Source organism: Bradyrhizobium aeschynomenes (assembly GCF_013178945.1).
Classification (GTDB): Bacteria; Pseudomonadota; Alphaproteobacteria; order Rhizobiales; family Xanthobacteraceae; genus Bradyrhizobium; species Bradyrhizobium aeschynomenes.
Map to the genome: position 1 here is coordinate 140,444 of NZ_JABFDM010000013.1, position 26,120 is coordinate 166,563.

General features: G+C 65.6%; 20 protein-coding genes. 10 read left to right on the forward strand and 10 right to left on the reverse strand.

All coding sequences use genetic code 11. The features are described 5' to 3' along the window. The first annotated feature begins 198 nt into the window (after positions 1–198). Entirely contained in the window at positions 199–1,971 is a 1,773-nt protein-coding gene (gene aspS, locus HL666_RS28980) for an aspartate--tRNA ligase (protein ID WP_172184939.1), read from the forward strand. 45 nt (positions 1,972–2,016) lie between these two features. Here aspS and HL666_RS28985 read toward each other — a convergent pair whose 3' ends face one another. Beyond that, positions 2,017–2,604, reverse strand: a complete 588-nt coding sequence (locus HL666_RS28985; protein ID WP_172184941.1) for a cytochrome b — start codon at positions 2,602–2,604, stop codon at positions 2,017–2,019. A gap of 597 nt (positions 2,605–3,201) precedes the next feature. On the opposite strand from HL666_RS28985, the gene HL666_RS28990 reads away from it, so the two are divergent. Together HL666_RS28990 and HL666_RS28995 are read left to right on the forward strand one after the other, a co-directional pair. Beyond that, entirely contained in the window at positions 3,202–4,758 is a 1,557-nt protein-coding gene (locus HL666_RS28990; protein ID WP_172184943.1) for an ABC transporter substrate-binding protein, read from the forward strand. A 96-nt stretch (positions 4,759–4,854) separates the two neighbouring features. Beyond that, positions 4,855–5,304, forward strand: a complete 450-nt coding sequence (locus tag HL666_RS28995) for a GNAT family N-acetyltransferase (RefSeq protein ID WP_172109311.1) — start codon at positions 4,855–4,857, stop codon at positions 5,302–5,304. 880 nt (positions 5,305–6,184) lie between these two features. On the opposite strand, the gene HL666_RS29000 is transcribed toward HL666_RS28995, so the two are convergent. Together HL666_RS29000 and HL666_RS29005 are read right to left on the reverse strand one after the other, a co-directional pair. Then, complete coding sequence (locus tag HL666_RS29000; protein WP_172109310.1) at positions 6,185–6,814, reverse strand: HAD-IA family hydrolase; 630 nt, start codon at positions 6,812–6,814, stop codon at positions 6,185–6,187. Between the two features lie 45 nt (positions 6,815–6,859). Beyond that, positions 6,860–7,996, reverse strand: coding sequence for an alpha-hydroxy acid oxidase (locus HL666_RS29005; RefSeq protein WP_172184945.1), 1,137 nt, complete (start codon positions 7,994–7,996; stop codon positions 6,860–6,862). A gap of 407 nt (positions 7,997–8,403) precedes the next feature. Between HL666_RS29005 and HL666_RS29010 the strand changes: the two genes are divergently transcribed. After that, complete coding sequence (locus HL666_RS29010) at positions 8,404–9,738, forward strand: S41 family peptidase (RefSeq protein ID WP_172184947.1); 1,335 nt, start codon at positions 8,404–8,406, stop codon at positions 9,736–9,738. 249 nt (positions 9,739–9,987) lie between these two features. Here HL666_RS29010 and HL666_RS29015 read toward each other — a convergent pair whose 3' ends face one another. From HL666_RS29015 to HL666_RS29035, 5 genes are all read right to left on the reverse strand, one after another. Then, a complete protein-coding gene (locus HL666_RS29015) occupies positions 9,988–12,708 on the reverse strand; it encodes a bifunctional diguanylate cyclase/phosphodiesterase (RefSeq protein WP_172184949.1) in 2,721 nt (906 codons plus the stop codon). A 151-nt stretch (positions 12,709–12,859) separates the two neighbouring features. Continuing rightward, complete coding sequence (gene moaC / locus HL666_RS29020; RefSeq protein ID WP_172109306.1) at positions 12,860–13,342, reverse strand: cyclic pyranopterin monophosphate synthase MoaC; 483 nt, start codon at positions 13,340–13,342, stop codon at positions 12,860–12,862. 6 nt (positions 13,343–13,348) lie between these two features. Beyond that, the gene (trpC, locus tag HL666_RS29025; RefSeq protein ID WP_172109305.1) at positions 13,349–14,167 is read right to left on the reverse strand and encodes an indole-3-glycerol phosphate synthase TrpC; all 819 of its coding nucleotides are present in this window, start codon (positions 14,165–14,167) and stop codon (positions 13,349–13,351) included. Between the two features lie 16 nt (positions 14,168–14,183). Further along, positions 14,184–15,197, reverse strand: coding sequence for an anthranilate phosphoribosyltransferase (gene trpD, locus HL666_RS29030; RefSeq protein ID WP_172184951.1), 1,014 nt, complete (start codon positions 15,195–15,197; stop codon positions 14,184–14,186). 21 nt (positions 15,198–15,218) lie between these two features. After that, positions 15,219–17,129 carry a peptidylprolyl isomerase gene (locus tag HL666_RS29035; protein WP_172109303.1) on the reverse strand — a complete coding sequence of 637 codons (1,911 nt, stop codon included), beginning with the start codon at positions 17,127–17,129 and terminating at the stop codon, positions 15,219–15,221. 223 nt (positions 17,130–17,352) lie between these two features. On the opposite strand from HL666_RS29035, the gene tpiA reads away from it, so the two are divergent. Next, positions 17,353–18,108 (forward strand): triose-phosphate isomerase, encoded by a 756-nt coding sequence (tpiA, locus tag HL666_RS29040; RefSeq protein ID WP_172184953.1) that lies wholly within the window; start codon positions 17,353–17,355, stop codon positions 18,106–18,108. A 36-nt stretch (positions 18,109–18,144) separates the two neighbouring features. On the opposite strand, the gene HL666_RS29045 is transcribed toward tpiA, so the two are convergent. Together HL666_RS29045 and HL666_RS29050 are read right to left on the reverse strand one after the other, a co-directional pair. Then, positions 18,145–18,672 (reverse strand): GNAT family N-acetyltransferase, encoded by a 528-nt coding sequence (locus tag HL666_RS29045; protein WP_172109301.1) that lies wholly within the window; start codon positions 18,670–18,672, stop codon positions 18,145–18,147. 2 nt (positions 18,673–18,674) lie between these two features. Further along, positions 18,675–19,241, reverse strand: a complete 567-nt coding sequence (locus HL666_RS29050) for a helix-turn-helix domain-containing protein (protein WP_172109300.1) — start codon at positions 19,239–19,241, stop codon at positions 18,675–18,677. A 210-nt stretch (positions 19,242–19,451) separates the two neighbouring features. Between HL666_RS29050 and secG the strand changes: the two genes are divergently transcribed. The 5 genes from secG (at position 19,452) to HL666_RS29075 (ending at position 24,504) form a co-directional block, all read left to right on the forward strand. Further along, entirely contained in the window at positions 19,452–19,835 is a 384-nt protein-coding gene (gene secG / locus HL666_RS29055; RefSeq protein WP_172109299.1) for a preprotein translocase subunit SecG, read from the forward strand. Positions 19,836–20,002: 167 nt separating this feature from the next. Beyond that, positions 20,003–21,634, forward strand: a complete 1,632-nt coding sequence (pyrG, locus tag HL666_RS29060) for a CTP synthase (protein ID WP_172184955.1) — start codon at positions 20,003–20,005, stop codon at positions 21,632–21,634. A gap of 354 nt (positions 21,635–21,988) precedes the next feature. Further along, a complete protein-coding gene (locus HL666_RS29065; protein WP_172109297.1) occupies positions 21,989–22,315 on the forward strand; it encodes an NIPSNAP family protein in 327 nt (108 codons plus the stop codon). Positions 22,316–22,432: 117 nt separating this feature from the next. Continuing rightward, positions 22,433–23,296 carry a 3-deoxy-8-phosphooctulonate synthase gene (kdsA, locus tag HL666_RS29070; protein WP_172131947.1) on the forward strand — a complete coding sequence of 288 codons (864 nt, stop codon included), beginning with the start codon at positions 22,433–22,435 and terminating at the stop codon, positions 23,294–23,296. Further along, positions 23,296–24,504 (forward strand): MFS transporter, encoded by a 1,209-nt coding sequence (locus HL666_RS29075; RefSeq protein WP_172184957.1) that lies wholly within the window; start codon positions 23,296–23,298, stop codon positions 24,502–24,504. The genes kdsA and HL666_RS29075 overlap by 1 nt, the downstream gene beginning before the upstream one ends. The last annotated feature ends 1,616 nt before the right edge of the window (positions 24,505–26,120 follow it).

A 26,120-nucleotide genomic window follows, 5' to 3' on the forward strand; every position in this document is an offset into this window, starting at 1 on the left:
CGCCAGCTCAATTCGGCATCAGCGCCGACGTTGCAGTGCGGGTCGAGGCGGGCGGCCTTTATCCGGCGCGAAGCCGAAAAGGCCCGTTCCTGCGGTTGCCGCGCCGGGGCGGCTCGGCTAAACCCAGCGCGCATTCGGCCATGCGCCTTCGCGGCTGCGCCGATTCCCTTTTCCTCACGCCGACCATTCAGGACGACCATGCATCGCTACCGGACCCATACCTGCGGCGCGCTCCGCGACAGCAACATCGGAGAGACGGTCCGGCTGTCCGGCTGGTGCCATCGCATCCGCGACCATGGCGGCGTGCTGTTCGTCGACCTGCGCGACCATTACGGCATCACCCAATGCGTCGTCGATCCCGACTCCAAGGCGTTCGGGCTGGCCGAGAAGCTGCGCTCGGAATGGGTCGTGCGCATGGAAGGCAAGGTCCGTCACCGTCCCGAGGGCACCGAGAATGCCGAGCTGCCGACCGGGCAGGTCGAGCTCTACGTCGCCGACATCGAGGTGCTCGGCCCCGCGGCCGAGCTGCCGCTGCCGGTGTTCGGCGAGCAGGACTACCCCGAGGACATCCGGCTGAAGTATCGCTTCCTCGACCTGCGCCGCGACAGGCTGCATCAGAACATCATGACCCGCGGCGCGATCATCGATTCGATGCGCCGGCGGATGAAGGAGCAGGGCTTCTTCGAATTCCAGACGCCGATCCTGACCGCGTCCTCGCCGGAGGGCGCGCGCGACTTCCTGGTGCCCTCGCGCATCCATCCCGGCAAGTTCTACGCGCTGCCGCAGGCGCCGCAGCAGTACAAGCAGCTCTTGATGATGTCGGGCTTCGACCGCTACTTCCAGATCGCGCCGTGCTTCCGCGACGAGGACCCGCGCGCCGACCGCCTGCCCGGCGAGTTCTATCAGCTCGACGTCGAGATGAGCTTCGTCGAGCAGGAGGACGTGTTCGCGGCGATGGAGCCGGTGATCACCGGCGTGTTCGAGGACTTTGCCAAGGGCAAGCCGGTCACCAAGGGCTGGCCGCGCATCCCGTTCGCCGAGGCGCTGCGCAAATACGGCACCGACAAGCCGGACCTGCGCAATCCGCTCGAGATGCAGGACGTCTCCGAGCACTTCCGCGGCTCCGGCTTCAAGGTGTTCGCGCGCATGCTCGAGGACCCGAAGAATCAGGTCTGGGCGATCCCGGCGCCGGGTGGCGGCAGCCGCGCGTTCTGCGACCGCATGAACTCCTGGGCGCAGGGCGAAGGCCAGCCCGGCCTCGGCTACATCATGTGGCGCGAGGGCGGCGAGGGCGCGGGTCCGCTCGCCAACAACATCGGTCCGGAGCGCACGGCTGCGATCCGCAGGCAGCTCGGCACCAAGGAGGGCGATGCCGCCTTCTTCGTGGCTGGCGATCCCGACAAGTTCTGGAAGTTCGCAGGCCTCGCCCGCACCAAGGTCGGCGAGGAATTGAACCTGATCGACAAGGACCGCTTCGCGCTGGCCTGGATCGTCGACTTCCCGATGTACGAGTACAACGAGGACGACAAGAAGGTCGACTTCTCGCACAATCCGTTCTCGATGCCGCAGGGCGGCCTGGAAGCGTTGCAGACCAAGGACCCGCTGACCATCAAGGCGTTCCAGTACGACATCGCCTGCAACGGCTACGAGATCGCCTCCGGCGGTATCCGTAACCACAAGCCGGAAGCGATGGTGAAGGCGTTCGAGATCGCGGGCTATGGCGAGCAGGAGGTGGTCGACCGCTTCGGCGGCATGTACCGCGCCTTCCAGTACGGCGCCCCGCCGCATGGCGGCATGGCCGCCGGCGTCGACCGCATCGTGATGCTGCTCTGCGGCACCACCAACCTGCGCGAGATCTCGCTGTTCCCGATGAATCAGCAGGCCATGGACCTGCTGATGGGCGCGCCGTCGGAAGCCACCACCAAGCAGCTCCGCGAGTTGCACATCAGGACCAACCTGCCGAACAAGTAGGTCGGCAGACGGTCTCGCGTCGCCGCCCTCATCCGGGCGACGACATCACGCCGCCGGCCGCCCGGGCAACATCCGCGTCAGCACGCCGTCGCGGCGCACGGCGTGGTGAAACAGCGCCGCGGCGACATGCAGGCCGACCACGACCCAGGCGATCCACTTGCCGACGAAATGATGGACCGCATCGACGGGCGGTTCGAACGCCTCCCAGGATAGCGCCCAGCGGGATTCCATCCAGCCGAACAGCGCGGTCTCGCGGAAGCTCGGGACCGCGAACGCTCCGAAATCGGTCGCGGCATCGGTGCCGATATAGCCGGTCAGCGGCATCAGGATCAGCAGGGCGTAGAGCCCCAAATGCGCGGCGTGCGCAAGCCATGCCTCGGCATGCGATGCATGCGGCTGATCGGGCTGCACGTTGACGAGCCGCCACAGCAGGCGCGGCACGACGGAGACGCCGACGAAGATACCGAGCACCCAATGGACATTGAGCACCGGCAGAACTTCGGGCGCCGTGTCGTCCATGAACCAGATGACGTAGTACACGACGGCATAGGCCGCGATGAACGCAGCCGCGCTGGTCCAATGGAAGAACTTCGCGATCGCGCCGAACTCCATCCTCGTATTCTTCCACGGCATCACGGATCCCCTCGCACTCACGGCGCACCGGCAGCCGCGATCTGCTGCTATCGTCAGAGCGCCCGCTGGGCCAGAGGCTTGCGCGTGCGCCAAGCGGTCGCTCCCGTCAAATTCGCCTCACCTTGTCGTTATCGATACCGAACTGCGGCAAGCCGTCGCTGGTCGTGTCGCGGGGCGCGCTCCGTCGGACGCAAGATGACCCAGCCTTGAAAGCGTCGCTCTGCATTTGATGTTCTCGCGTTAACGCCGGTTAAGACTGCTAACAACTTCATCGTGGCGTCCGATCGCGTCCGGGCCGGGCCGGATACATCACAGGCGCCGCATCGACATCATCGGCGGGACGGCTACACCTTCCGCCGCGCACCTCGGCAAACCGTTGATTCTCAGAACTAATCGAGCATGCGGGTTGTTAGTCCGGGACGTTGCACGACGTCGCCCGAAACGGGGTGGCGCGATGTCGCGTGCCGCAAGTTCCAGGGGGCCGGCGATCGGACGAATGGATATTGCGGTGTCATGCAACCTGTCCTTAATACGATGCCTGTCTGACTCACGTAGTGAACATAGCCAACCAATCAGAAGAAAACGGATAGCTCAAAAATGACCGTTCGCTGGTGTGCGCTCCTTCTCGGAGTCTGCTTCTTCGCGTCTTCCGCTTCCGCTGCTCCCATTGCCCCCGATGTCGTTCGTGATCTCGCCTCCCGCGTCGGGCCGGTCGTCGGTCAGGCCGCGACCTGCCGCGAGATTGCCCAGGGGCGCGTCCAGACCATCATCGATCAGTTCAGCGAGGTGATCCGTCAGGGCTCGTCCAACAGCGGCGAGCGCGACGGGCTCATCCGCAGCTTCAACAGCTACATCGCCGAGGGCCGCGGTCGGGTCGCGTCCTCGCAGGTGAATTGCCAGACCGCAGAGCGCCAATTGGCGGAGCTCGAGCGATCCCTGAGCCAGCAGCAGTCCGCGGCTCCTACGCTGTCCTTCGCGCTGGCGCCCACGACCGCAGCCGCAGCGACGCAGCCCACCGCCAATCTGCCGCCACCGCTTCCGCACGGCGTCAGCGATTCCGAGATCCGCTTCGGCACCGTCATTCCGTTCTCCGGCGTCCGCAAGGAGTCCGCGCGGCAGATGAAGCTCGGCATCGAGACGGCGTTCGCCCGCACCAATGATGCCGGCGGCATCAATGGCCGCAAGCTGCGGCTGGTCGCTGCCGACGACGGCTATGATCCCACGCGGACGCTCGGCGCCATGACCCAGCTGTACGAGAAGGACCAGGTCTTCGGCTTCATCGGCAACATGGGCACGGCCAACAATGCGGTTGCGATCCCTTACGCGCTGGAGCGCCGCGCGCTGTTCTTTGCACCCTATAGCGGCTCCGCCGTCGTGCGCCGCGATCCGCCGGACCGCTACGTCTTCAACTATCGTGCAAGCTACGCGGAGGAGACCGCCGCGATCGTGCGCTATCTGATGAAGGTCAAGCGCATTCCGGCGAAGCAGATCGCGGTGTTCGCGCAGAACGATGCGTATGGCGATGACGGCGCCAACGGCGTCGCCAAGGCCTTCCGCTCGCTCGGCATCAACGACCCGATCATCCGCTACGGCTTTCCGCGCGGCTCGCTGGACGTCGACGAGGCCGTCAGCAAGCTGAAGGCGCAGACCAAGCCCGCGATCAAGGCCGTGATCATGATCGCGACCGACCGCGCGGCAGCGAAGTTCATCGAGAAGACCCACGAGGCGGTGCCGGGATTGATCTACGCCAACATCTCGGCGGTCGGATCGTCGTCGCTGGCCGCCGAGCTGAAGCTGCTCGGCAGCAAATACACCAACGGTGTCATCGTCACGCAGGGCGTTCCCTCGGTCGCGGGCTATTCGAGCCTCGTGCTCGACTACAAGACCGCACTGGCCAAGTACTTCCCCGGCGAAGCGCCTGACTACACCTCGCTGGAGGGCTTCATCTCGGCGAGCATCCTGATCCAGGCGCTGAAGCAGACGGCGCCGCTGGACACCGAGCGACTGGTCGATACGCTGGAGTCGATGCAGAGCATCGATCTCGGCCTCGGCAGCAAGCTCTCTTTCGGACGCGCCGAGCACCAGGCCTCGCACAAGATCTGGGGCACCGCGCTCGACGAGACCGGCACTTACCAGGCGATCGAGCTGGAATGATGCGCGAGGCGGGGCGGCAAGCCGCGGTCATCGCGCTTGCCGTCCCGACCGCTTATGGCATCGTGCATGGTGGTGGAATGAGTCGCACGGCGCTGCATGTTGACGATCGCAATGGAAAACCCGTCCGCGGCTGATTCCGATGCCCTGATGGCGGAGCTGTCGGCGACACTCGCCCGCATCACCGGCGATAGCGGCCGGTCGTCGTTCGACCCGGATGATGTGCGCGGGCCGCAGGCGTGCTTCGTCGTCGCGCGTGATGGCGAAGGGCAGGCGGTCGGCTGCGGCGCGCTGCGGCCCCTGGCGGCAGGAATTGCGGAGGTGAAACGGATGTATGCGCGTCCCGGCACGCAAGGCGTCGGCGTGGCGATCCTGCGGCATCTCGAAACGACGGCGGCCGGGTTCGGCTATCGGGCGATCTGGTTGGAGACGCGTCTCGTCAACGTGCGTGCGGTCGCGTTCTACGACAAGCACGGCTATCGACGTATCCCGAACTACGGCAAGTACGCCGGCAGGCCGGAGGCGGTATGCTTCGGGAAGAAGCTGTAGCGAGGCCCTGCGGTCTTTCTGGGCAGCCGTGTGCGCGGAGTGCGCGGACGGTGCCGTCGTGGAACCCATAGCCAATGTGGTCAGACCACCGCCATTTGAAGCCCGCCTTCCCGAGTTGCAGCGCTTCTGCTCCGAGATAGAAGTAGGAGTCCGGATCCTTGTTGAGGCATCGTCGGGTCTTCGACATCAGCCTCTCGCTCGGGGTCATTCGGTCGTAGCCCGTTGCACATCTGCCCGACGGGCCATTCCCGCAATCCCGCCATGCGCAGATTGCCCGTCGTGTTAGTTTGCCGCACGGTGCCCCCTTGCACCGACGGGCAAATCACCTTCACATTTCCGGCCATCCCGCCTCGATGAAGAGGGACGGTTCGCGGTCGTCACGAGACGTGAGGTGGGAGGCGGTGGCTGCATCGTGTTCGCAACGTGCCGATGGCGCGTGGACGAACGGCACGGTGCAGACGGTCAAGTCGCGTGGTCTCGACACCCCGACGCTGGTGTCAAGCGCAATGCGCGTCAGCGCATTGTCGCCATGGTGGCCAACAAGCCCGGTGCACCAGGGAGAGCGCGAAGCAGCCGAAAAGCCCATCGCGCAGGGAATGCCGGATGTCGGCTGAACCTGTGGTACCTGCCGCCTGCATTCTTCTTCGCAGGCGGGCCATGGGTTGCGGCCAGCAGCCCGGCATTCCCTGCGCCCTCTGTTTGAGGAGGGGGAGCGAAAGCAGCAAGACTCGGGCACGGCGTGCCGCGAGAACAAGTTTGCATGATCGAACACCGTCCTTGCGAGCGCAGCAAAGGCAGCCCGAAGTTCTCGGCGAACCGGCTCAGTTCGTCTCGCGTGCTCGCAGGTATGTCAGCCATCCTTCGTCTCGCCGAGACGCGATCAGATGCCGAGGGCCTGCATCGCCGCGGCGATGTCGCCGGTCGAGCGCACCAACACGGCCTGCAGCCCGCTGGCGCGGGCCCCCTCGATGTTTTCCGCGAGGTCGTCGAAGAACACGATGCGCTCGGCGGGGACGCCGATCGCCTGCACCACGTGCTCATACGCCGCGGCATCGGGTTTGCGCAGGCCGATCGACGACGACAGGAATATCTCGCGGAAATGGCCGAGCAGCCCGGCGTAGCGCGGCGAGAAGTGATCGATGTGCGGCTGGTTGGTGTTGGAGAAGGCATAGAGCGGAAGCGCGTCCGCGGCGCGGGCAAGCAAGGCGGCGATGCCGGGCATCGGGCCGACGAAGATCGCGTTCCAGCCGTCGAGAAACTGCCCGTCGGTGATGTCGATGCCGAGCTGGCGGCGCAAATGGGCGAAGAAGGCGGCATCCGACACGGTGCCGCGCTCATGGCCATGATAGATCTCGTCGCGCACGAAGCGCTGCGCAATGCGCTCCGGCGAGCAGCCTGCATGCGCGGCCCAGCGCAATACGACCTGAACGAAATCGATGTCGATCACGACGCGGCCGAGATCGAACAGCAGCGCGTCGGCGGCGCCAGGGCGGAGATCGGAGGGAAGCATCGCGACGCGCATCTTTGCCGGAGAGGAAGCCGAAGCAGGGCCTCGTCAATAGCGGTAGGGCTCGATGTCGGCCAGCGGAAACGCGCTGAACACGCCGGGCATGTGGGTGGCGGCCGCCGGATGCAGATAGGACGCGTTCAGCTCGGCAAAGGAGGTGACGCCGAGCAGTCCGAGCGCGCGAATGACCTCGTCCTCCAGCAGCTCCAACATGCGCAGGATGCCGTCCTCGCCGGCGGCGGCCAGCGCCCAGCATTGCAGGCGGCCGATGCCGACCATGTCCGCGCCGGAGGCGATCGCCTTGACGATGTCGGTGCCACGGCAGAAGCCGCCGTCGACCATGATCCTGGCACGGCCCTTCACCGCCGCGACGATCTCCGGCAGCACGTGCATCGCGCCGCGGCCATGGTCGAGCTGGCGGCCGCCATGGTTGGAGACGTAGATCCAGTCGACGCCGTGATCGAGCGCGATCTGGGCGTCCTCGGCGGTGGCGATGCCCTTGATGATCAGAGGCAGCTTGAACTTGTCCTTGATCAGCTCCACGGTGCGCCAGCTCAGCGCCTTCTGGTGATCGCCGCCGGTGGCGCGCAGCCTGCTCTCGCGGACATATCGCTTGGCGATGTCGCGCTCGCGCCGGCTGTAATGGGCGGTGTCGACAGTCAGGCAGAACGCGGTGTAGCGGTTCGCCACCGCGCGGCTCACATAATCCTCGACGAAGGCATCGTCGCCGCGGACATAGAGCTGGAAGATGCGCAGCGCGTCCGGCGCGGCCTCGGCCGTCATCTCCAACCCGGGTTCCGACACCGAGCTCAGCATGTGCGCAGCTCCGAACCGGCCGGCGCCGCGCGCCACGGCCGCCGCGCCCATCGCATCGAAGATCTCGAGCGCGCCGACCGGGGCCAGCACGACGGGCAGGCGCAGCCTGCGCCCGAACACCTCGACCGAGGCGTCGACCCGCGAGACGTCGCGCAGCACCCGCGGGCGGAACGCGATCTCGTCCAGCGCCATCCGGTTCCGGCGCAGCGTGGTCTCGGTCTCGGCGCCGCCGATGATGTAGTCCCAGGCGTTCTGGTTGAGCTGCGTTCGTGCCTTGCGGATGAACTCGTGCAGGTTCTGGAACTTCTCGTCGCTGGCGCCGAGCTCGACGTTGCGCCAGCCGGCCTCGATCGGGGTCTGTTGATTCATGCATGCCTCCCAGCAAGGATTATCATTTGTTATCCAACATCGCCCATCGGACGGGCCATACGCAAGCCATTCCGAACTGCGGCTGGCCGCGCGCGCCACGCCTGCGCATCGATTCGCCGCTGCGAACACGGCTCGTCGAGTTGTGATCGGCCGGCGACCGTGAAAGACCGGATAATCACGGTCGGGCATGATGCCGGCGTGATCGCGATCTTGATTTCGGTCGGGGAGCGTCCATTTCGGTTGACAACGCCACGGCCCTTCGCGGCACTCTGGTGGAATGTGCCGGGCCGGATATCGGCCTTGAAGAAACCGGAAATGTGGTGTGAGTTCGTAGGCCAATCCTGCCGGCGTTGCGTTCGGACCATGTGATCCGCCGGCCACCAAGCAAACCCTCGGGAAGCAAAGCAATGCGGAAAAACTGGCTGTTCCTGGCAGGCACGATGACCGGCGTCTGTCTGACCCTGATGGTCGCAGGCCCCGAGGGTGCGCAACTCGTCGCACGGGCGAAGGCCGCCGCCGGAATGGCCGACACCTATTCGCAGCTCAATCTGTTCGGCGCGGTGTTCGAGCGTGTTCGTGCCGACTATGTCGAGAAGCCGAACGATCCTGCGCTGATCGAGGGCGCCATCAACGGCATGGTGTCTTCGCTCGATCCGCATTCGCGCTACATGAACGACAAGTCCTGGCGCGACATGCAGGAAACCACGACCGGCGAGTTCGGCGGTCTGGGAATCGAGGTCACCATGGAAGAGGGGCTCGTCAAGGTCGTCGCGCCGATCGACGACACACCGGCCTCGAAGGCCGGCATCCTCTCGGGCGACCTCATTGCCAAGATTGACGGCGACAGCGTTCAGGGCCTGACGCTCGAGCAGGCGGTCGCCAAGATGAAGGGCGGCGTCAACACCAAGACCAAGCTCACCATCATCCGCAAGGGCAAGGACGCGCCGCTCGACGTCACGCTGACGCGCGAGATCATCCGCGTGCGGCCGGTGCGCTATCACACCGAGGGCGGCGATATCGGCTACATCCGCATCACCTCGTTCAACGAGCAGACCACCGAGAGCCTGCGCAAGGCGGTCGCCAGCATCTCCAGAGACATTCCGCAGGAGAAGCTCGCGGGCTTCGTGATCGATCTGCGCAACAATCCGGGCGGCCTGCTCGATCAGGCGGTGTCGGTGTCCAGCACGTTCCTGCCGCGAGGCGAGGTGGTGTCCACCCGCGGCCGCAATCCCGAGGAGACGCAGCGTTTCACCGCCCGCGGCGGCGATCTCACCAAGGGCAAGCCGCTCGTGGTGCTGATCAATGGCGGATCGGCGTCCGCGTCGGAGATCGTGGCGGGCGCGTTGCATGATCACAAGCGCGCGACGCTGGTCGGCACGCGCTCGTTCGGCAAGGGCTCGGTTCAGACGATCATTCCGCTCGGTGCCGGCAATGGCGCGCTTGCGCTGACCACGGCGCGCTACTACACGCCGTCCGGTCGCTCGATCCAGGCGCAGGGCATCGCGCCGGACATCGAGGTCAAGCAGGACGTTCCGGACGAGCTCAAGGACCGCACCGACATCAAGGGCGAGGCGGGAATGCGCGGCCATCTGTCGGCCGCCGACGGCACCGAGCAGACCGGCTCGCAGTCCTACGTTCCGCCGGACGAGAAGGACGACAAGGCCTTGCACGCGGCCTTCAACGTGCTGCGCGGCGTCACCGTGAATGCGGACGTCCGGGCCAAGGCAGCGGTGCCGAATTGAGATGAAGGGCAGGGCGCGAGGGATCTCGCGCCTGCTCCGTTCTCACACCGACGGGGCGGCTTTGCAGCCGTCCCGTCGTGGTTTTCGACCAGTGTGCACGGGCGGACATGGCCATGTCCGCCGCTCGAGATATTTCCGTGGCGGGGACCGACTGCAAGCGTCCGGCGCGGCGATCTGAAGATAGGGTTTGAAAACGGCTTGCGGAAAAGGACCAGATTGCAGCGGTTTTAGCGGTTGAATGCTTGTCCGTCAGGCCGCATCGGAGCGCGGGCGACGGCCGGTCGACGCGTCCCGGCCATGGGCGCGATGGGCCTCGAACAGGCCTCGGACGTCGGCTGCGGGCTTCGGGGGGCTGAACAGGTAGCCCTGCATCTCCGAGCAGCCGAGCCGCTTCAGCACCTGGCGCTGCGCCTCGGTCTCGACGCCTTCCGCCGTCGTGGACATCTTGCGGATCGCGGCGATGTTGACGACGGCCTGGACGATCGCGGCGGAGCCTTCGCTCTCCGTGATGTCCTTGACGAAGCAGCGGTCGATCTTGATCTTGTCGAACGGGATCCGTTGCAGATAGCTCAGGCTGGAATAGCCGGTGCCGAAATCGTCGAGCGCGATGCGGACGCCGAGCGCCCGCAGCTCGTGCAGCGTGTCGAGCGCATCGTCGTCACGAATGAGCACGGCCTCGGTGATCTCCAGTTCCAGCCGGCGCGGCGACAGGCCGGAGGCCGCGAGCGCCTTGGCAACCTTGAGCGCGAGCGTGCCGCTCTTGAACTGCACCGGCGAGACGTTGACCGCGAGCCGGATGTCATCCGGCCATGTCGCAGCCTCGGTGCAGGCGACGTTGAGAACGCGCTCGCCGAGCTGGTTGATGAGGCCGGTGTCTTCGGCGATCGGGATGAACTCGGCGGGCGAGACGTAGCCGCGGGTCGGATGCCTCCAGCGCACCAGCGCCTCGCAGCCGACGATGCGGTCGTCCTGCAGGCTGAGGCAGGGCTGGTAGTAGACCTCGAGCTGGTCGTCGACCATAGCCTGGCGCAGGTCAACCTCGAGCTGATGGCGGGCCTTGACCTGGGCGTCCATCTCCGGCTCGAAGAACCGCCACGTGCGACGTCCCGCAGCCTTGGCGGCGTACATCGCCAGATCGGCGTTCTTCATGATCTGGTCGATATCGGTGCCGTGCTGCGGAATCAGCGCCACGCCGATCGAGGCGTCTGCGGTCAATTGGTGGCCGAGGCAGTCGCGCGGGGCGCGGATGGCGGCCAGCATCTCGTCGATCAGGCAGCTGACGTCCTCGCGGCTCTTGATCGTGGTCTGCACCACGGCGAACTCGTCGCCGCCCAGACGCGCGACGAAGCCGGCGGTTCCGACACAGGCCTGCAGGCTTCTTGCAACCGACTTCAACAATTCGTCGCCGATCAGGTGGCCCAGCGAGTCGTTGACCCCCTTGAACTCGTCGATGTCGATGTAGTGCAGCGCCAGCTGCCGGCCGCTCGCCACGCCGGCCATTTCCTGCTTCAGCCGCTCGTGGAACAGGGTGCGGTTGGGCAGATCCGTCAGGGCGTCATAGTGGGCCAGATGCGTGATCTGCTCCTCGGACCGCTTGCGCTCGGTGATGTCCTCGTGGGTTGCAAGCCAGCCGCCGCCCACGATCGGCTCGTTGACGATCTGGATCCAGCGGCCGTCGGTGGTCTCGATGATCTGGGAGGTCTTGCGGCCGATGTTGCGCAACACGGCATCGGCATATTCTCCATCGTCACCGGCGAGCGAGCCGGATGCCTTGCGGTGTGCGATCAGCTCGCGGAACGTGCAGCCGGGCTTCACGACATCGGCGGACAGGCCGTACATGTCGATGTAGCGCTGATTGCTGATGACCAAGTGCTCCGATGCATCGAACAGCAGCAGACCCTGGGTCATGTTGTTGACTGCCTTGTCGAGGCGTTCCTTCTCCAGCGTCAAGCGGCGGCTGGAGGCCTCGTGATCGCTGATCAGCCGTCGCACGACGACGGTGAGCATGCCGGCGATCAGCAGCACCGAGATCAAGCCGACGGCGATCAGGAACCTCATCTGCTCGCGCCAGTCGGCCAGCGCCGCGGACACGGTGGTCGTCGCGGTGACGATCAGCGGATAGCTCGTCAGCCGGTGCGACGCGCCGATGCGATGCTCGCCGTCGACCGGGCTGCTGAAGATGCCGGTGGTGTTGCCGTCGCCGGCCAGGATCTGGCGGAAGATCGGCGCGTCCTTGTAGTTCTGGCTCAGCATCCCCTCATGGCGAGGATAGCGTGCCAGCAAGATGCCGTCCCGATGCATCATCGAGATCGCAGCGTCCGGTCCGAGCGCGACGGACGCGAAGAAGCGCTCGACGTTGATCGGTTCGAGAGTGCGGCTGATGACCCCGAGGAACTCGCCGCTCGGGCCGGTCAGCTTGAGCGCGATCACGGCGACGTTCGTGCCCGTGACCCGGCTCACGACCGGCTCGATCAGCAACTGCGGCGCCGTCGGGTCGGATTTCAGCCGCTTGAAATAGGTGCGATCAGCAACGTTGACCGGCGGCACCGGCCAAGCGGTTGCCGAATTGATCAAGTTGCCGTCGGAATCGAAGATGCTGACGCCGCCGACATAGGAAACCGCGCTCAGCTTGCCCTTCAGCATCGCGTTGACGGCCGCGGTGCCCATCTGCTCCTTGAAGCGCACGCTGGTGTCGATCCGGCTCAGCCGGACGTAGTTGGCGAGATCGCGCTGGATCGCGCCGAGGTCCTCCATCTGCTGATCGAAGTGACGCGCCAGCAGCAGCACGGTGTTTTCCAGCTCGCGCGTCGCGCTGTTGAGCGCGCGCTCCCGAAAGCTGTCGGCCATGATGGTCGCGCCGATCGCGATGGCCGCAATCAGCACGAGGCCTCCTCCAACCAGCCAGCGGATTGGTCCGCCGCGGTCAGCCGAAGCCTTGAGGGCAATTCCTGGACTGGTGTTCGTCGTCATCGGTCCCGAATACGCGTGCAAAGGGCGTCTGAGGATGGACCGCTGCAACGTCCCTCCCATAGCAATGGCTACAGGCCCGCAATGGAAGTGAGGTTAGCAAGATGAGTTAGCGAACGATTAATTTGAAGTTGTAATTGGCTTCCTGATACCGTCAGGCGCGATAATGGCCCGACTTGCCGCCGATCTTTTCTGTCAGATGGATGCCTTCGATGCGGACCCCGCGCTCGGCGGCCTTGATCATGTCGTAGATGGTCAGGCAGGCCACGGACACGGCGGTGAGCGCTTCCATCTCTACCCCGGTGGGGCCGGTCACCTTCACGGTCGCCGTAACGATGCAGCCGGGCAGGGCGGCGTCAGGCGTGATATCGACGGTGACCTTGGAGAGCGCCAGAGGGTGGCACAGCGGAATGAGTTCGGAGGTCCGTTTGGCTGCCATGATGCCGGCGATGCGGGCCGTGCCCAGCACATCGCCCTTCTTGGCGTTGCCGGACACGATCAGGTCCAGCGTTGCCGGGCTCATCACCACGCGACCTTCGGCCGTTGCCGTCCGCTCCGTCGCGGCCTTGTCCGACACGTCGACCATGCGCGCTTCGCCGCGGGCGTCGATATGGGTGAGGGACGGCTTGTCGGTCATTTGCAGCTACTCAGCCGCGCTGACGGAGGCGGCATCTCGCGCGAGCAGTGCGCGTGTCGCGGCCGTCACGTCGGCCTGCCGCATCAGGCTCTCGCCGACCAGGAAGGTCTGGATCTGGACGCGCGCCAGACGCGCGAGATCCGCGGGCGTAAAGATGCCGCTCTCGCCGACCAGCAGGCGCTCCTTTGGCACAAGCGGCGCCAGCGCTTCGGAGGTTGTTAGCGTGGTCTCGAAGGTGCGCAGATTGCGGTTGTTGATGCCGATCATCGGCGAGCGCAGCTTCAACGCTCGGTCGAGCTCGGCGCGGTCGTGGATCTCGATCAGCACGTCCATGCCGCTGTCGAGTGCCGCCGCCTCGATGTCTTGCGCCGCGGCGTCATCGAGCGCCGCCATGATGATCAGGATGCAGTCCGCGCCATGCGCCCGGGCCTCGACCACCTGGTAGGTGTCGAACATGAACTCCTTGCGCAGCACGGGCAGGGCGGTGGCGGCACGCGCCGCGACCATGAAGTTCAGATGCCCCTGGAAAGACGGGGTATCGGTGAGCACCGACAGGCAGGCTGCGCCACCGGCCTCATAGGCCTTGGCGAGGGTGGGCGGGTCGAAATCGGCACGGATCAGGCCCTTCGAGGGCGAAGCCTTCTTCACCTCCGCGATCAGCGCGTAGTCGCCCTTGGCGTGCTTGCTCCGGATCGCCGCGACGAAGCCGCGCGGCGGCGAGGCGTCACGGGCACGGGCCTCGAGCTCCGCCAGCGGGCACGCATGCTTGGCGGCGGCGATCTCCTCGCGCTTGTAGGCTTCGATCTTGGCCAGGATATCGGACATGACGCGCTCCGCGAGATCAGCCGTTGGAGACTGCGATCAGCTGCTTCAGCCGTGCCGCGGCGGCGCCGCTGTCGAGGGAGTCCTTGCCGATCGCCACGCCCTCTTTGAGAGACTTGGCGCGGCCGGCAACGACCAGAGCCGCAGCTGCGTTCAACAGAGCAACGTCGCGGTAGGGACTGGGCAGGCCGTCGAGCACGCTCTGCAGCGCCACCGCGTTGGCCGCGGCGTCACCGCCCTTGAGCCCGTCGCTGCCGCACAGGCCGAGCCCGGCCTCATCGGGCGTAACCTCGAAGGTGCGGATATGGCCGTTCTCGAGCGCCGCCACAAAGGTCGGGCCGGTCAGCGTGATCTCGTCCAGCCCGTCGGAACCGTGCACGACCCAGGCAGCTTCCGAGCCGAGATTCTTGAGTACTTGTGCCAATGGCTCGACCCATTGCCGCGAGAACACGCCGACCATCTGACGCTTGACGCCGGCGGGGTTGGACAGCGGCCCGAGCAGGTTGAAGATGGTGCGGGTCGCGAGCTCGACGCGGGTCGGGCCGACGTTCTTCATCGCCGGATGATGAGCGGGCGCGAACATGAAGCCGATGCCAGCCTCGCGCACGCAGCGCCCGACCTGGTCCGGCTTCAGGTCGATCTTGACGCCCAGCGCAGCGAGCACGTCGGCTGCGCCCGAGCGCGACGACAGCGCGCGGTTGCCATGCTTGGCGACCGGAATGCCGGCGCCGGCCACGATGAAGGAGGCGCAGGTCGAGACGTTGACCGAACCCGAGCCGTCACCGCCGGTGCCGACGATGTCCACTGCGGTTGCCGGCGCGTCGACGCGCAGCATCTTCGCCCGCATCACGCTGACGGCGCCGGTGATCTCCTCGACCGTCTCGCCGCGAACGCGCAGCGCCATCAGCAGTGCGCCCATCTGCGACGGCGTGGCCTCGCCCGACATCATGCTGTCGAAGGCGGACGCGGCCTGTTCACGGGACAGCGGCGCGCCGGTCGCGACCTTGCCAATGATCGACTTGAGATCGTCCATCACGCGTTTCCTCGCGAGCCGTCACTGGTTGCTGCCGCCGCCGACCACCTGGGCCACGGCCGCTTCGTTGATGGTGGTGCCGATGTCCTTCTCGAGCTTCAGGACATACGATGTGCCCTGCTCGTCGGCCAGGGCCCGCTGCAACTGCTCCTTCAGCTTCTTGACGTCGTCGGCTGCGAGATCGACCTTCGGCTCGACGATGTCGGTGACCCGAAACACGATCCACTGCCGGCCGCCATCCGCCTCGGTCTGTCCGACGCCGTCCTTGGCCGTGCGGAACGCTGCCGTGATGGCGCCGGTCGGGACGCCGGGCAGGGTCGCGTCCCGCTTGAATGCGCTTGCGGTCTCGAGCTTGACGCCGAGCGATGTCGCCTCGTCGCCAAGCTTGGCGCCCTCGGTGAGCTTCTTCGCAAGCTCGGTCGCCTTGGCGCGGAGCCGCGCCGCGACCTCGTCGTCGCGCCACTTGGCTGCAACCTGGTCCTTGACCTCGTCGAGCGGGCGGTCGCGCGGCGGAGTGATGCCGAGCACCTCGAACCAGACATAGCCGCCGCGGAACGAGATCGGCTCATTGTCGACGCCGACGTCGCTGTTGAACGCCTGGGACACGACATCGAGGCCGAGCGGAATGTTCGGGACTGGCTGACCATTCGGCTCCTTGCCCGACCGATCCACCGCTTCGATCGTTACGGCATTGAGGCCGAGCTTCTTGGCGGCCTCGGCCACGCTCGCGCCGCCCCCGCGCTCGTCCTCCATCTTGTCGCGGAGATTGGCGACCTCCGACTTGGCGCGGTCGGCGGCGATCTCCTTCTTGATGTCGGCGGCAACGCTCTCATAGGCCGGCTCCTGGCCGGGCTGGATCGCACTCACCTTCACCAGCGCCACGTTGAAGGCGCCCTTGACCGGCTGGCTGACCTCGCCGGTCGGCAGCGAAAACGCGGCATCGGCGACCGCGGGGTCGAGGATGGCCGACTTCGTCACCAATCCTAGATCGAGGTCGGCCGGGTTCAGGTTGCGCTCCTTGGCGAGTTCGTCGAACGTCACTTCGCCCGACGCAATCCGTGCCCGTGCCGCCTGCGCCTCTTCCATGCTCGGGAAGGTCATCTGCTGGACTTGGCGCTTTTCCGGCGTGCCCATCAGAGCCTTGCGCTGATCGAACAGCTTCCGCGCATCGTCGTCCGAGACAGTGGTCCACTTGCCGATCTCTTCAGGGGTCACCACGACGAACGAGAGCTTGCGATATTCCGGCGCCTTGAACTGCGCCTTGTGCGAGTCGAAATAGGCCGCGAGGACTTCAGGCGCGGGTGTCTCGATGGTGCCGGCCTGCGCCGCGTCGAGCTTGATATAGTCGATCGAGCGCTGCTCGTTCTGAAAGCGGCTCAGCGCATCGAGCATCGTATTCGACGGCTCGAGCCCGGCCGCGATGGTGCCGGTGATCTGCCGACGCAACGACTGCCGGCGCTGGTCAGCCAGATAGCGCTGCTCGGTAAAGCCGAAATTGCGGATGATGGCCTGGAAGCGCTGGGGATCAAATGCGCCGTTCGGGCCCTTGAAGTTGGGGTCACTGAGGATCACCCGCATTGTCTCGGCATCGGATTGGCCAAGACCGAGTCGACGGGCCTGCTCGTCGAGCGCAGCTTCCGCGATGGTCTGCTGCAGCACGGAGCGGTCGAGCCCGAACAAGCGGGCCTGATCCGTGGTCAACGGACGGCCGATCTGCCGGCCGATCTGTTGCAGCCGGTCGGTATAGATCTGGCGGAACTCGTTGATCGAGATCTCGGTGCGTCCCACGGTTGCAGCCGTCGACTGCCCGAAGCCGCGGAAGATGTCGGCGATGCCCCAGACGCCGAAACTGACGATTAGCACGCCCATGACCACCGCCATGATGGTCTTGCCGAGCCAGTTTGATGAGGCCTTGCGTAATCCTCGAAGCATGGGTCCAATCTGTCTGCAGGAAAAAGGATGAAGGGGCCGCACCTTGGAGCGAATTCCGCGGAAGGGCGTCACCGAGTTGGAACGGCTTATAATGAGGCAGCCGCCCGGTCGCAACCTCGCGCCTGAGGCGGATTGAAGCGGTGGGAAGACCGTTCCCGCTCTGGTACTCCTGCAGGGGCTCTGCTAGCCGATCTCCTGTCACAACGCTTGCTGGAATCCTGCCATGACCGACCGCATCCACCCCCTGATTGCCGGCAACTGGAAAATGAACGGTCTGAGGGCTTCGATCGCCGAGTTCGAGGCGATGATGGCGGGGGCCGCGGAGGTCACGGCGAAGGCCGATCTGCTGGTCTGTCCGCCGGCGACCCTGGTGTCGGCCTTCGCCGAGAAGGCGCTTGGCAACAAGGCGATCGTCGTCGGTGCGCAGGACTGCCACGCCAAGGCGTCGGGCGCCCATACCGGCGACATTTCGGCGGAGATGCTGGCCGATGCCGGCGCGCGCGCCATCATCGTCGGTCATTCGGAGCGGCGGGCCGATCACGGTGAAAGTGATGTCGTGGTGCACCAGAAGACCGAGGCGGTCTGGCGTGCCGGTTTGGTCGCCATCGTCTGCATCGGTGAAACCCAGCACCAGCGCGATGCCGGCCAGACGCTGGATATCCTGCGCGGCCAGCTCAACCTCAGCCTTCCCGAGGGTTCGCAGGCCGGCAATCTGGTCGTCGCCTATGAGCCGGTCTGGGCGATCGGCACCGGGCTGACGCCGACGGCAAAGGATGTCGAGCAGATTCATGCCTTTATCCGGGAGTTGCTGATCGACCGCTTCAAGGGGGAAGGTGCGAAAATGCGGATCCTCTACGGCGGTTCGGTGAAGCCCTCCAATGCCGCCGAGCTGATGGCGGTCGCGAATGTGAATGGCGCGCTGGTCGGCGGCGCCAGCCTGAAGGCGGCCGATTTTCTCGCAATTGCGAAGGGATGCTGAAGGGCCATCTCAACACGGCGCGCGAACACTCGCGCGTCATGCCGCTTGCCCTAGCCGCTTCCAATAGATCTTGGTTCCGGTGAGGCCGCCATGCGGCTTCACGGCATAGTCCGGGATGATTCCGCTGAGCTGAAAGCCGAGACCCTCGTACAGCTCCGACGCGCCGCCGTCTTCGGCGGTGTCGAGCACGAGCATCGTCCGTCCGTGCTGACGGGCGAGGCCCTCGGCGGCGCGCAGCAGCGCGGTGGCAATGCCACGTTTGCGGTGACTCACACGCGTCATCATCTTCGCGATCTCAGCGCGATGCGGCTGGTTCGGCGGCAGCTTGAGCTGCAAGGTCACGGTGCCGACCACCGTATCGCCGTCGATGGCGCCGAGCACGATCCGCTCGCCGCGCGCGGCGCTCGACAGCGAATCGCGCCAGAACGCGTTGGCGTCGTCAGCACTGAGCGGGTGCATGAAGCTGACGGAGCCGCCATTCGCCACCGTCTCGATCAGCATCTCGTTCAGCCCGGCACGAATGTCCGGCGTATCGGACAGGGGCGCAATCTGGATCGTGGACATTCTCAACTCCGGGCTAGCGCCACCACATAGGTGCAGGGCGCGTCGGTCTCATTGGCGAAGGTGGTTTCGATCGGCGGGCCGAAGCCCAGGCAGTCGCCGGGGCCAAGCTCGTGGCGCTCAGCGCCTTCGATGATCGTCAGGCGTCCGCTCTGCACCCAGAGCAGCTGGCGGATGTGGATGTAGGACGAGGCCGGCAGGGTCACGCTGCGGCGAGCGGGCATCTCGACGGACACCAGCTCGACCGGATGGTCGGGACGCAGGAACACCTGCCGCCTGAGATAGCCGGTGTCGGGATCGCGCCAGACCGGCTGCTCGCCGGCTCTCGACACACGCTCCGGCTGGGCTTCCGCGCGGAGCATCAGGCCCGCCAGGGTCAGCTCGAAGGCGCTGGCCAGCTTGACGAGCACCACGGCGGTCGGGCTCACTTCGGCGCGCTCGATCTTGCTGATGGTGGCTTTCGAGACACCCGAGCGCTCGGCGAGGTCGGCCAGCGACCAGCCGCGGCCGTCGCGCTCCAGCTGGAGGCGCCGGGCGAGCCGTTGGCTGAAATCGTCTATTATATGATCCATTCGTCTCTGATAATGGAATGTGGTTTGGCTTTCAAGAGGAAGCGACACCGCTCGTGTCTGCGCTTGTGAGAAGCGCGGCTGCGATTATCTGCGGGGTGGCGTTGCCCGATTTGATCGTGTAACACCGCGCAAATTTCCGAATAGCCCGCGAAGCTCTCGCGATCTCGGCCTCCGGTCGGGGCCAGCGAGGGCTTGTGACGGAAGGTCACCATGCAGACTGTCTTGATCGTCATCCACCTCATGATCGTCGCCGTCCTGATCGGCGCGGTGCTGTTGCAGAAGTCCGAAGGCGGCGGCCTTGGCATGGGCGGCGGCGCCGGCTTTATGTCGAGCCGTGGCACCGCGAACCTGCTGACGCGCACGACGGCGGTGCTGGCGGTCGGCTTCTTCATCACCAGCCTGCTGCTGACCTGGCTCGCCGGCCTCGAGCGCAAGCCGACCTCGATTCTCGGCAACATGCCCGGCCAGACGCAATCAGGCGGCGCGACGCCGGTGGCGCCGGGCAGCGGTGGCGTGCTCGACCAGCTCAAGAAGGCCGACGAGCAGCAGGCGCCGGCGGCGCCGAGCGCGCCGTCCGCCCCGCAGTCGCAATAACGCGGGGAAGCCATGCAGGAACGTACTTGGCGCCCTGCATCAGGAGGCGGTCTCAAGTCCCTGAGACCATTCACATTCTGACGTAACCCACAGGCCCGCGGCGTTGTTGCGGGCTGCAGGCGATTCGTTTTGGCGAATCGCGCGCGCGGCATTAAAGGTAGGGTCCCATGGCGCGGTACATCTTCATCACCGGCGGCGTGGTTTCCTCGCTCGGAAAGGGTCTGGCTTCAGCCGCGTTAGGCGCGCTGCTGCAGGCCCGCGGCTACAAGGTCCGGCTTCGCAAGCTCGACCCCTATCTCAACCTCGATCCAGGCACGATGTCGCCGTATCAGCACGGCGAAGTGTTCGTGACCGACGACGGCGCCGAGACCGATCTCGATCTCGGCCACTACGAACGCTTCACCGGGCGGCCCGCGACCAAGGCCGACAACATCACCACGGGGCGCATCTATCAGGACATCCTGACCAAGGAGCGCCGTGGCGACTATCTCGGCGCAACCATCCAGGTCGTCCCGCACGTCACCAACGCGATCAAGGATTTCGTGCTGTCGGGCAATGACGAGTACGATTTCGTGCTGGTCGAGATCGGCGGCACCGTCGGCGACATCGAGGGCCTGCCGTTCTTCGAGGCGATCCGGCAACTCGGCAACGAGCTGCCGCGCGATCACGCGATCTACATTCATCTGACGCTGCTGCCCTACATCCCAAGCGCCGGCGAACTGAAGACCAAGCCGACGCAGCACTCGGTGAAGGAGCTGCGCTCGATCGGCATCCAGCCGCACATCCTGCTGTGCCGCACCGACCGTCCGATTCCCAAGGAGGAGCGGCGCAAGCTCGGCCTGTTCTGCAACGTGCGTGAGAGCGCCGTGATCGAGGCGCGCGACGTCGACAACATCTATGCCGTGCCCGAGGCCTATCATGCCGCCGGTCTGGACGACGAGGTGCTGGCCGCGTTCGGCATCGAGCCGCGGGTGCCGCCGGCGCTGGCGAGCTGGCACACGATCAACGAGCGTGTCCGCAATCCGGAAGGCGACGTGACGATCGCGATCGTCGGCAAGTACACGGGCATGAAGGATGCGTACAAGTCGTTGATCGAGGCGCTGTCGCATGGCGGCATCGCCAACAAGGTCCGCGTCAAGCTCGACTGGATCGAGAGCGAGGTGTTCGAGAACGAGGACCCCGCGCCGTTCCTCGAGCACGTCAACGGCATCCTGGTGCCCGGCGGCTTCGGCCAGCGCGGCGCGGAAGGAAAGATCCGCGCGGCGCAGTTCGCCAGGGAGCGCGACGTGCCGTATTTTGGCATCTGCTTCGGCATGCAGATGGCGGTCATCGAGGCGGCGCGCAATCTCGTCGGGATCGCCGAGGCCAACTCCACCGAGTTCGGTCCGACCAGGGAGCCGCTGGTCGGCCTGATGACCGAATGGCTGCGCGGCAATGAGCTGGAGAAGCGCTCCAAGAGCGGCGATCTCGGCGGCACGATGCGGCTCGGCGCCTATCCTGCGGCGCTCAAGCGCGGCAGCCGCGTCTCCGAAGTCTATGGCGGCGCGACCGAGATTTCCGAGCGCCATCGCCACCGCTACGAGGTCAACACCGCCTACAAGGATCGGCTCGAGCAGCACGGTCTGAAGTTTTCCGGCCTGTCGCCGGACGGCGTGCTGCCGGAGATCGTGGAATACGAGGACCATCCCTGGTTCATCGGCGTCCAGTTCCACCCCGAGCTGAAGTCGCGCCCGTTCGAGCCGCACCCGCTGTTTGCGTCCTTCATCCAGGCCGCGGTGGTGCAGTCGCGGCTGGTGTGAGTCGGTTGCGTCGGGCGAGAACACGCTGCTCACGGCCAATGTGCACCGCCGATTGTCGCACTCAACCCCCTCCATGAACACGACTGTCGACGTGTTCATTGTCGACGCGCAGGACCGCCCTCGGTGCCAAAACCTCATGGTGAGGAGCGTCGCCCTTGCGACGCGTCTCGAACCATGAGGCCAAGGTCCGGGGCCTCGCCCTTCGAGACGCGCGCCAAGGGGCGCGCTCCTCAGGGTGAGGGGCGAACGTCGTTCTGGCCGGCGCAAAATGGAGCGGCCACTCCGCCTTTGACGGCCGCGGCGATTGTTGCGACAACGCTCCCCGGTTGAGAAGAACAGATCAGGGAGTGACCAATGATCTACGAGAGCCGCATCTATCGTTGCATTCCGGGCCGGCTGCCGGCGCTGCTGAAGCGTTTCGAAAACACCACCCTGAAGCTGTGGGAGAAGCATGGCATCCGCCCAGTCGGCTTCTTCACCACCCTGATCGGTGAATCCAACCAGGATCTGACCTATTTCCTGGCCTGGGAATCGCTGGCCGAGCGCGAGACCAAATGGACCGCGTTCATGACCAATCCCGAGTGGATCGCGGCGCGTGCCAAGAGCGAGGAGGACGGCCAGATCGTCGCCAACATCACCAGCCAGTTCCTGGTGCCGACGGCGTTCTCGGCGCTGAAATAGGCCCGGGACGGCGGCGGGGATGACCGATCCCCGCAACCCTGCTATTCGCGGGCACGCGCCGGGTTGATCCGGATGCCCGCGCCGGGCCATGGTCGCGCGCTCAAAGAGGAAGAAGTCGTGAACGCTCCGATCTCTGCCGCGCCGGTCGTCAGCCTCGGCTCCGTCAAGTTTGGCAATCAGCTGCCGCTCGCGGTGATCGCGGGGCCGTGTCAGCTCGAGAGCCGCGCCCACGCGCTCGAGGTCGCCTCGGCGCTGAAGGAGATCGCAGGCCGCCTGAACATCGGCCTCGTCTACAAGACCTCGTTCGACAAGGCCAACCGCACCTCTGGCTCGGCCGCGCGGGGGCTTGGGCTGGCACAGTCGCTGCCGATCTTCGCCGAGATCCGCGCCTCGCTCGGCCTTCCCGTGCTGACCGACGTGCACGACGCCAGCCAGTGCGCCGAGGTGGCGCAGGCCGTCGACATCCTGCAGATCCCCGCCTTCCTGTGCCGCCAGACCGACCTGCTGCTCGCGGCGGCGGCCACCGGCAAGGTGATCAACGTCAAGAAGGGTCAGTTCCTGGCGCCCTGGGACATGGCCAATGTGGTCGCCAAGATCACCGGCGCCGGCAATCCCAATGTGCTGGCGACCGAGCGCGGCGTTTCGTTCGGCTACAACACGCTGGTGTCGGACATGCGTGCGCTGCCGATCATGGCGCGCACCACCGGCGCGCCGGTCATCTTCGACGCGACGCATTCGGTGCAGCAGCCGGGCGGGCAGGGCACCTCGTCGGGCGGCCAGCGCGAATTCGTCCCGGTGCTCGCACGCGCCGCGGTCGCGGTCGGCGTGGCCGGCGTGTTCATCGAGACCCATCCCGATCCCGATCATGCGCCCTCCGACGGGCCGAACATGGTGCCGCTGGCGCAGTTCGAGGGATTGCTGCGGACGCTGATGGCGTTCGACGCGCTTGCCAAGGGACAGACGGCGGACGCCATCAGCTGATGCACCAGCCCGTTGCCAAGCCCGAGACTAAGTTTCCGCCAGCGGTCAACATCATCGCGCTGGCCGGCTTCTCGGCAGCACTGTCGACCCGCGCGCTCGATCCGGTGCTGCCGCATGTCGCCGAGGATTTTTCGATCAGCATCGCCACCGCGGCCGGCATCGCCGCCGGCTATGCGCTGATCTACGCCTTGATCCAGCCGGCGATCGGCGCCGCCGCCGACCTGTTCGGCAAGGCGCGGCTGATGACCTTGTGCCTCGCGCTGCTCGGCGTCGCCAGCGTGCTCGGCGCGCTCGCCACCTCGTTTCCGCTGCTGTTCGCCAGCCGCATCCTTGCCGGCATTGCCTCGGGCGGCGTGTTTCCGGTGGCGCTCGGATTGACCAGCGATCTGGTCGCGCCCGACAAGCGGCAGGTCGCGATCGGCCGCACGCTGGCGGGCTCGATGGCCGGCAATCTGCTCGGTGCCACCGCGTCCGGCATCATCGGCGATTTCATCGGCTGGCGCGGCGTGCTCGCGATCCTCGGCGCGCTTGGGCTGATCGCCTCCTTCGCGGTCGCCGCCGGCTTCCGCGGCGCCAAGGTCACCCACGCCGCGACCACCGATCTCGCCACCTTGAAGAAGGGCTATCGCACCATCTTCACCAATCCGAATTCGCGCTTCTGCTTCCCGGCGGTGTTCGTCGAAGGCTGCTGCGTGTTCGGGCTGTTTCCGTTCATTGCCGCGTTCCTGTTCGATCTCGGCGAGACCTCGCTGTCGATCGCCGGCATCGTCATCGCGGGCTTTGCGGTCGGCGGCCTGTTCTACACGGCCACTGTCTCGAACTTCCTGCCGCGGCTCGGCGTCAAGGGCATGATGATCTCCGGCGCTGCCCTGGTGGCCCTGCAGCTCGCCGCACTCGCCTTCGGCCCCGGCTGGAAGCTGCAATTCGCCTGCATGCTGATGATGGGCTGGGGCTTCTACATGATCCATGGCTGCCTGCAGGTGTTCGCCAGCGAGCTGTCGATCGGCGCCCGCGCGACCGCGATGTCGCTGCACTCGTTCTTCTTCTTCCTCGGCCAGACCGTCGGCCCGATCGCCTACGGTTTTGGCGTCGTCCATGGCGGCAAGCAGCCGACGCTGCTCGTCGCCGCGGCCCTGATGGTCGTCCTCGGCTTCGCCTGCGCCGCGCTGCTGCGGCAGCGCCCGCCGGCGGATGCGGCGGCGACGTGAAGGTCGTCTCCGGTGCGGGCGCATGGCCGCATTCGCCGACGTAGGGCCAGGGCCGCAGGAAGGGCTGCTCATTTGTTTCTCCGTCATGCCCGGGCTTGTCCCGGGCATCCACGTCCTTCCACGCGTGCCGACCGACGTGGATGGCCGGGACAAGCCCGGCCATGACGACGTGGAGAGAGAGGAGCGGATAATGCCCACCGTCCGCTGCGTTCGCCGTGGGCGAGAGCGAGGACGCCCTTTCTTGCTCTCGATGTTGAACATGCGCGGCTGAGACGTCTGTGTCCGGCTCATCATTCGCCGCGGGACGCACCGCCGCCATCTCGCGGCGCATCTGCGTCCGAGCTTTGCCTTTGGACATGCCCTCTTTCCTTCGAAGAGGGCACGGGGAATGCCGGGAGCTGGCCGCCCCCATGGCCCGCCTGCGGAAAAAAATGCAGGCGGCAGGTACCACAGGTTCAGCCGAGACATCCCGGCATTCCCCGCGCGATGGTTGGGCGGCTTATACGTACTCTCCCCGGGGACCGGGCTGTCTTGCCCCCGTGACCGGCGGATCATCACCGCCAGCGTAGCCTCAGCGTCGGGAGGCCAGGACCATACGACTTCGCCGGCGCATCAGGTTCGTTCGTCCGCATGAGTGATCACGCTGCAAACCCGACACGCCCACCGCATCCCGCCTCAACGTCCGTGACGACCGCGAAGCGCCCCTCCGATCGAGACGGGATGGCGGCAGTCAATCATGAATTCCGATAAATAGAAAGTCAGATATTTTTCGCGAACGATCTGACAGGCGTGATCGGCTTGAAAGCGCAGCAAAAATGGGCTTTCGGGAGCAGCGGTTTGATGGTCGCATGGAATGATAAAATCAAGCTGGGGCGTGCCCGTCGGGCGACTCAGGGGCGATGGATTGCCGACCAGAAAAGATGTATTCCGGGGTGCGGTAGAGGGCTGAGACCCAGAAAGTCCTGCTCAGCTGAAACGTGCCAAGCCAAGTAGATGAGTATCAGTGAGGCTGCACGGGCGCAGGTTGTCTGAATGTTCTCCGAACAACCGAGCGGCTTGTTTCTCATTCCCAGAAGGGACCACATAAGCCGCTGATGACCGCAAAGCCCAATGTCGTCCAAGGTCCATCGGTGAGGGCCAAGTATTCGAACTAGGTGACATAGACAGTGTCTCTGCTATGCGCGGCCCTCAAGTGTGTGAACCCGAACTCTGGTTCAGGAGCTGCCGGCCGATGGGACGCGGTCAGCTCGCCTGCCTGGACCATGCAAAGCCATCCGAAAGCTGATGGCTGTGCCGCCTTCGACTGCGATGCATCAAGCGCGGCCCAGTGCGGTGCACGAGATCGTTCACGAGCTAATGACGTTTTGCGCAGGCGAGGGGACCGACGAGCGCGAGACAACTGAAGTGAGGTCATCTATTTTTGATGCTTGCACAAGTTGTAAACCACCCGGTAGAGTGTCCCAACTCTATCGCTTGGGGGCGCTTGTTGCAGTCCATTTCGGTTTTCAACAATAAGGGGGGCGTTGGCAAAACCACCCTAACTTTCCATCTAGGATCTGTACTCATAAATGGATTCCGTTAGCTGACGAACGGTGATTCACTCCCCTTAGGTGATT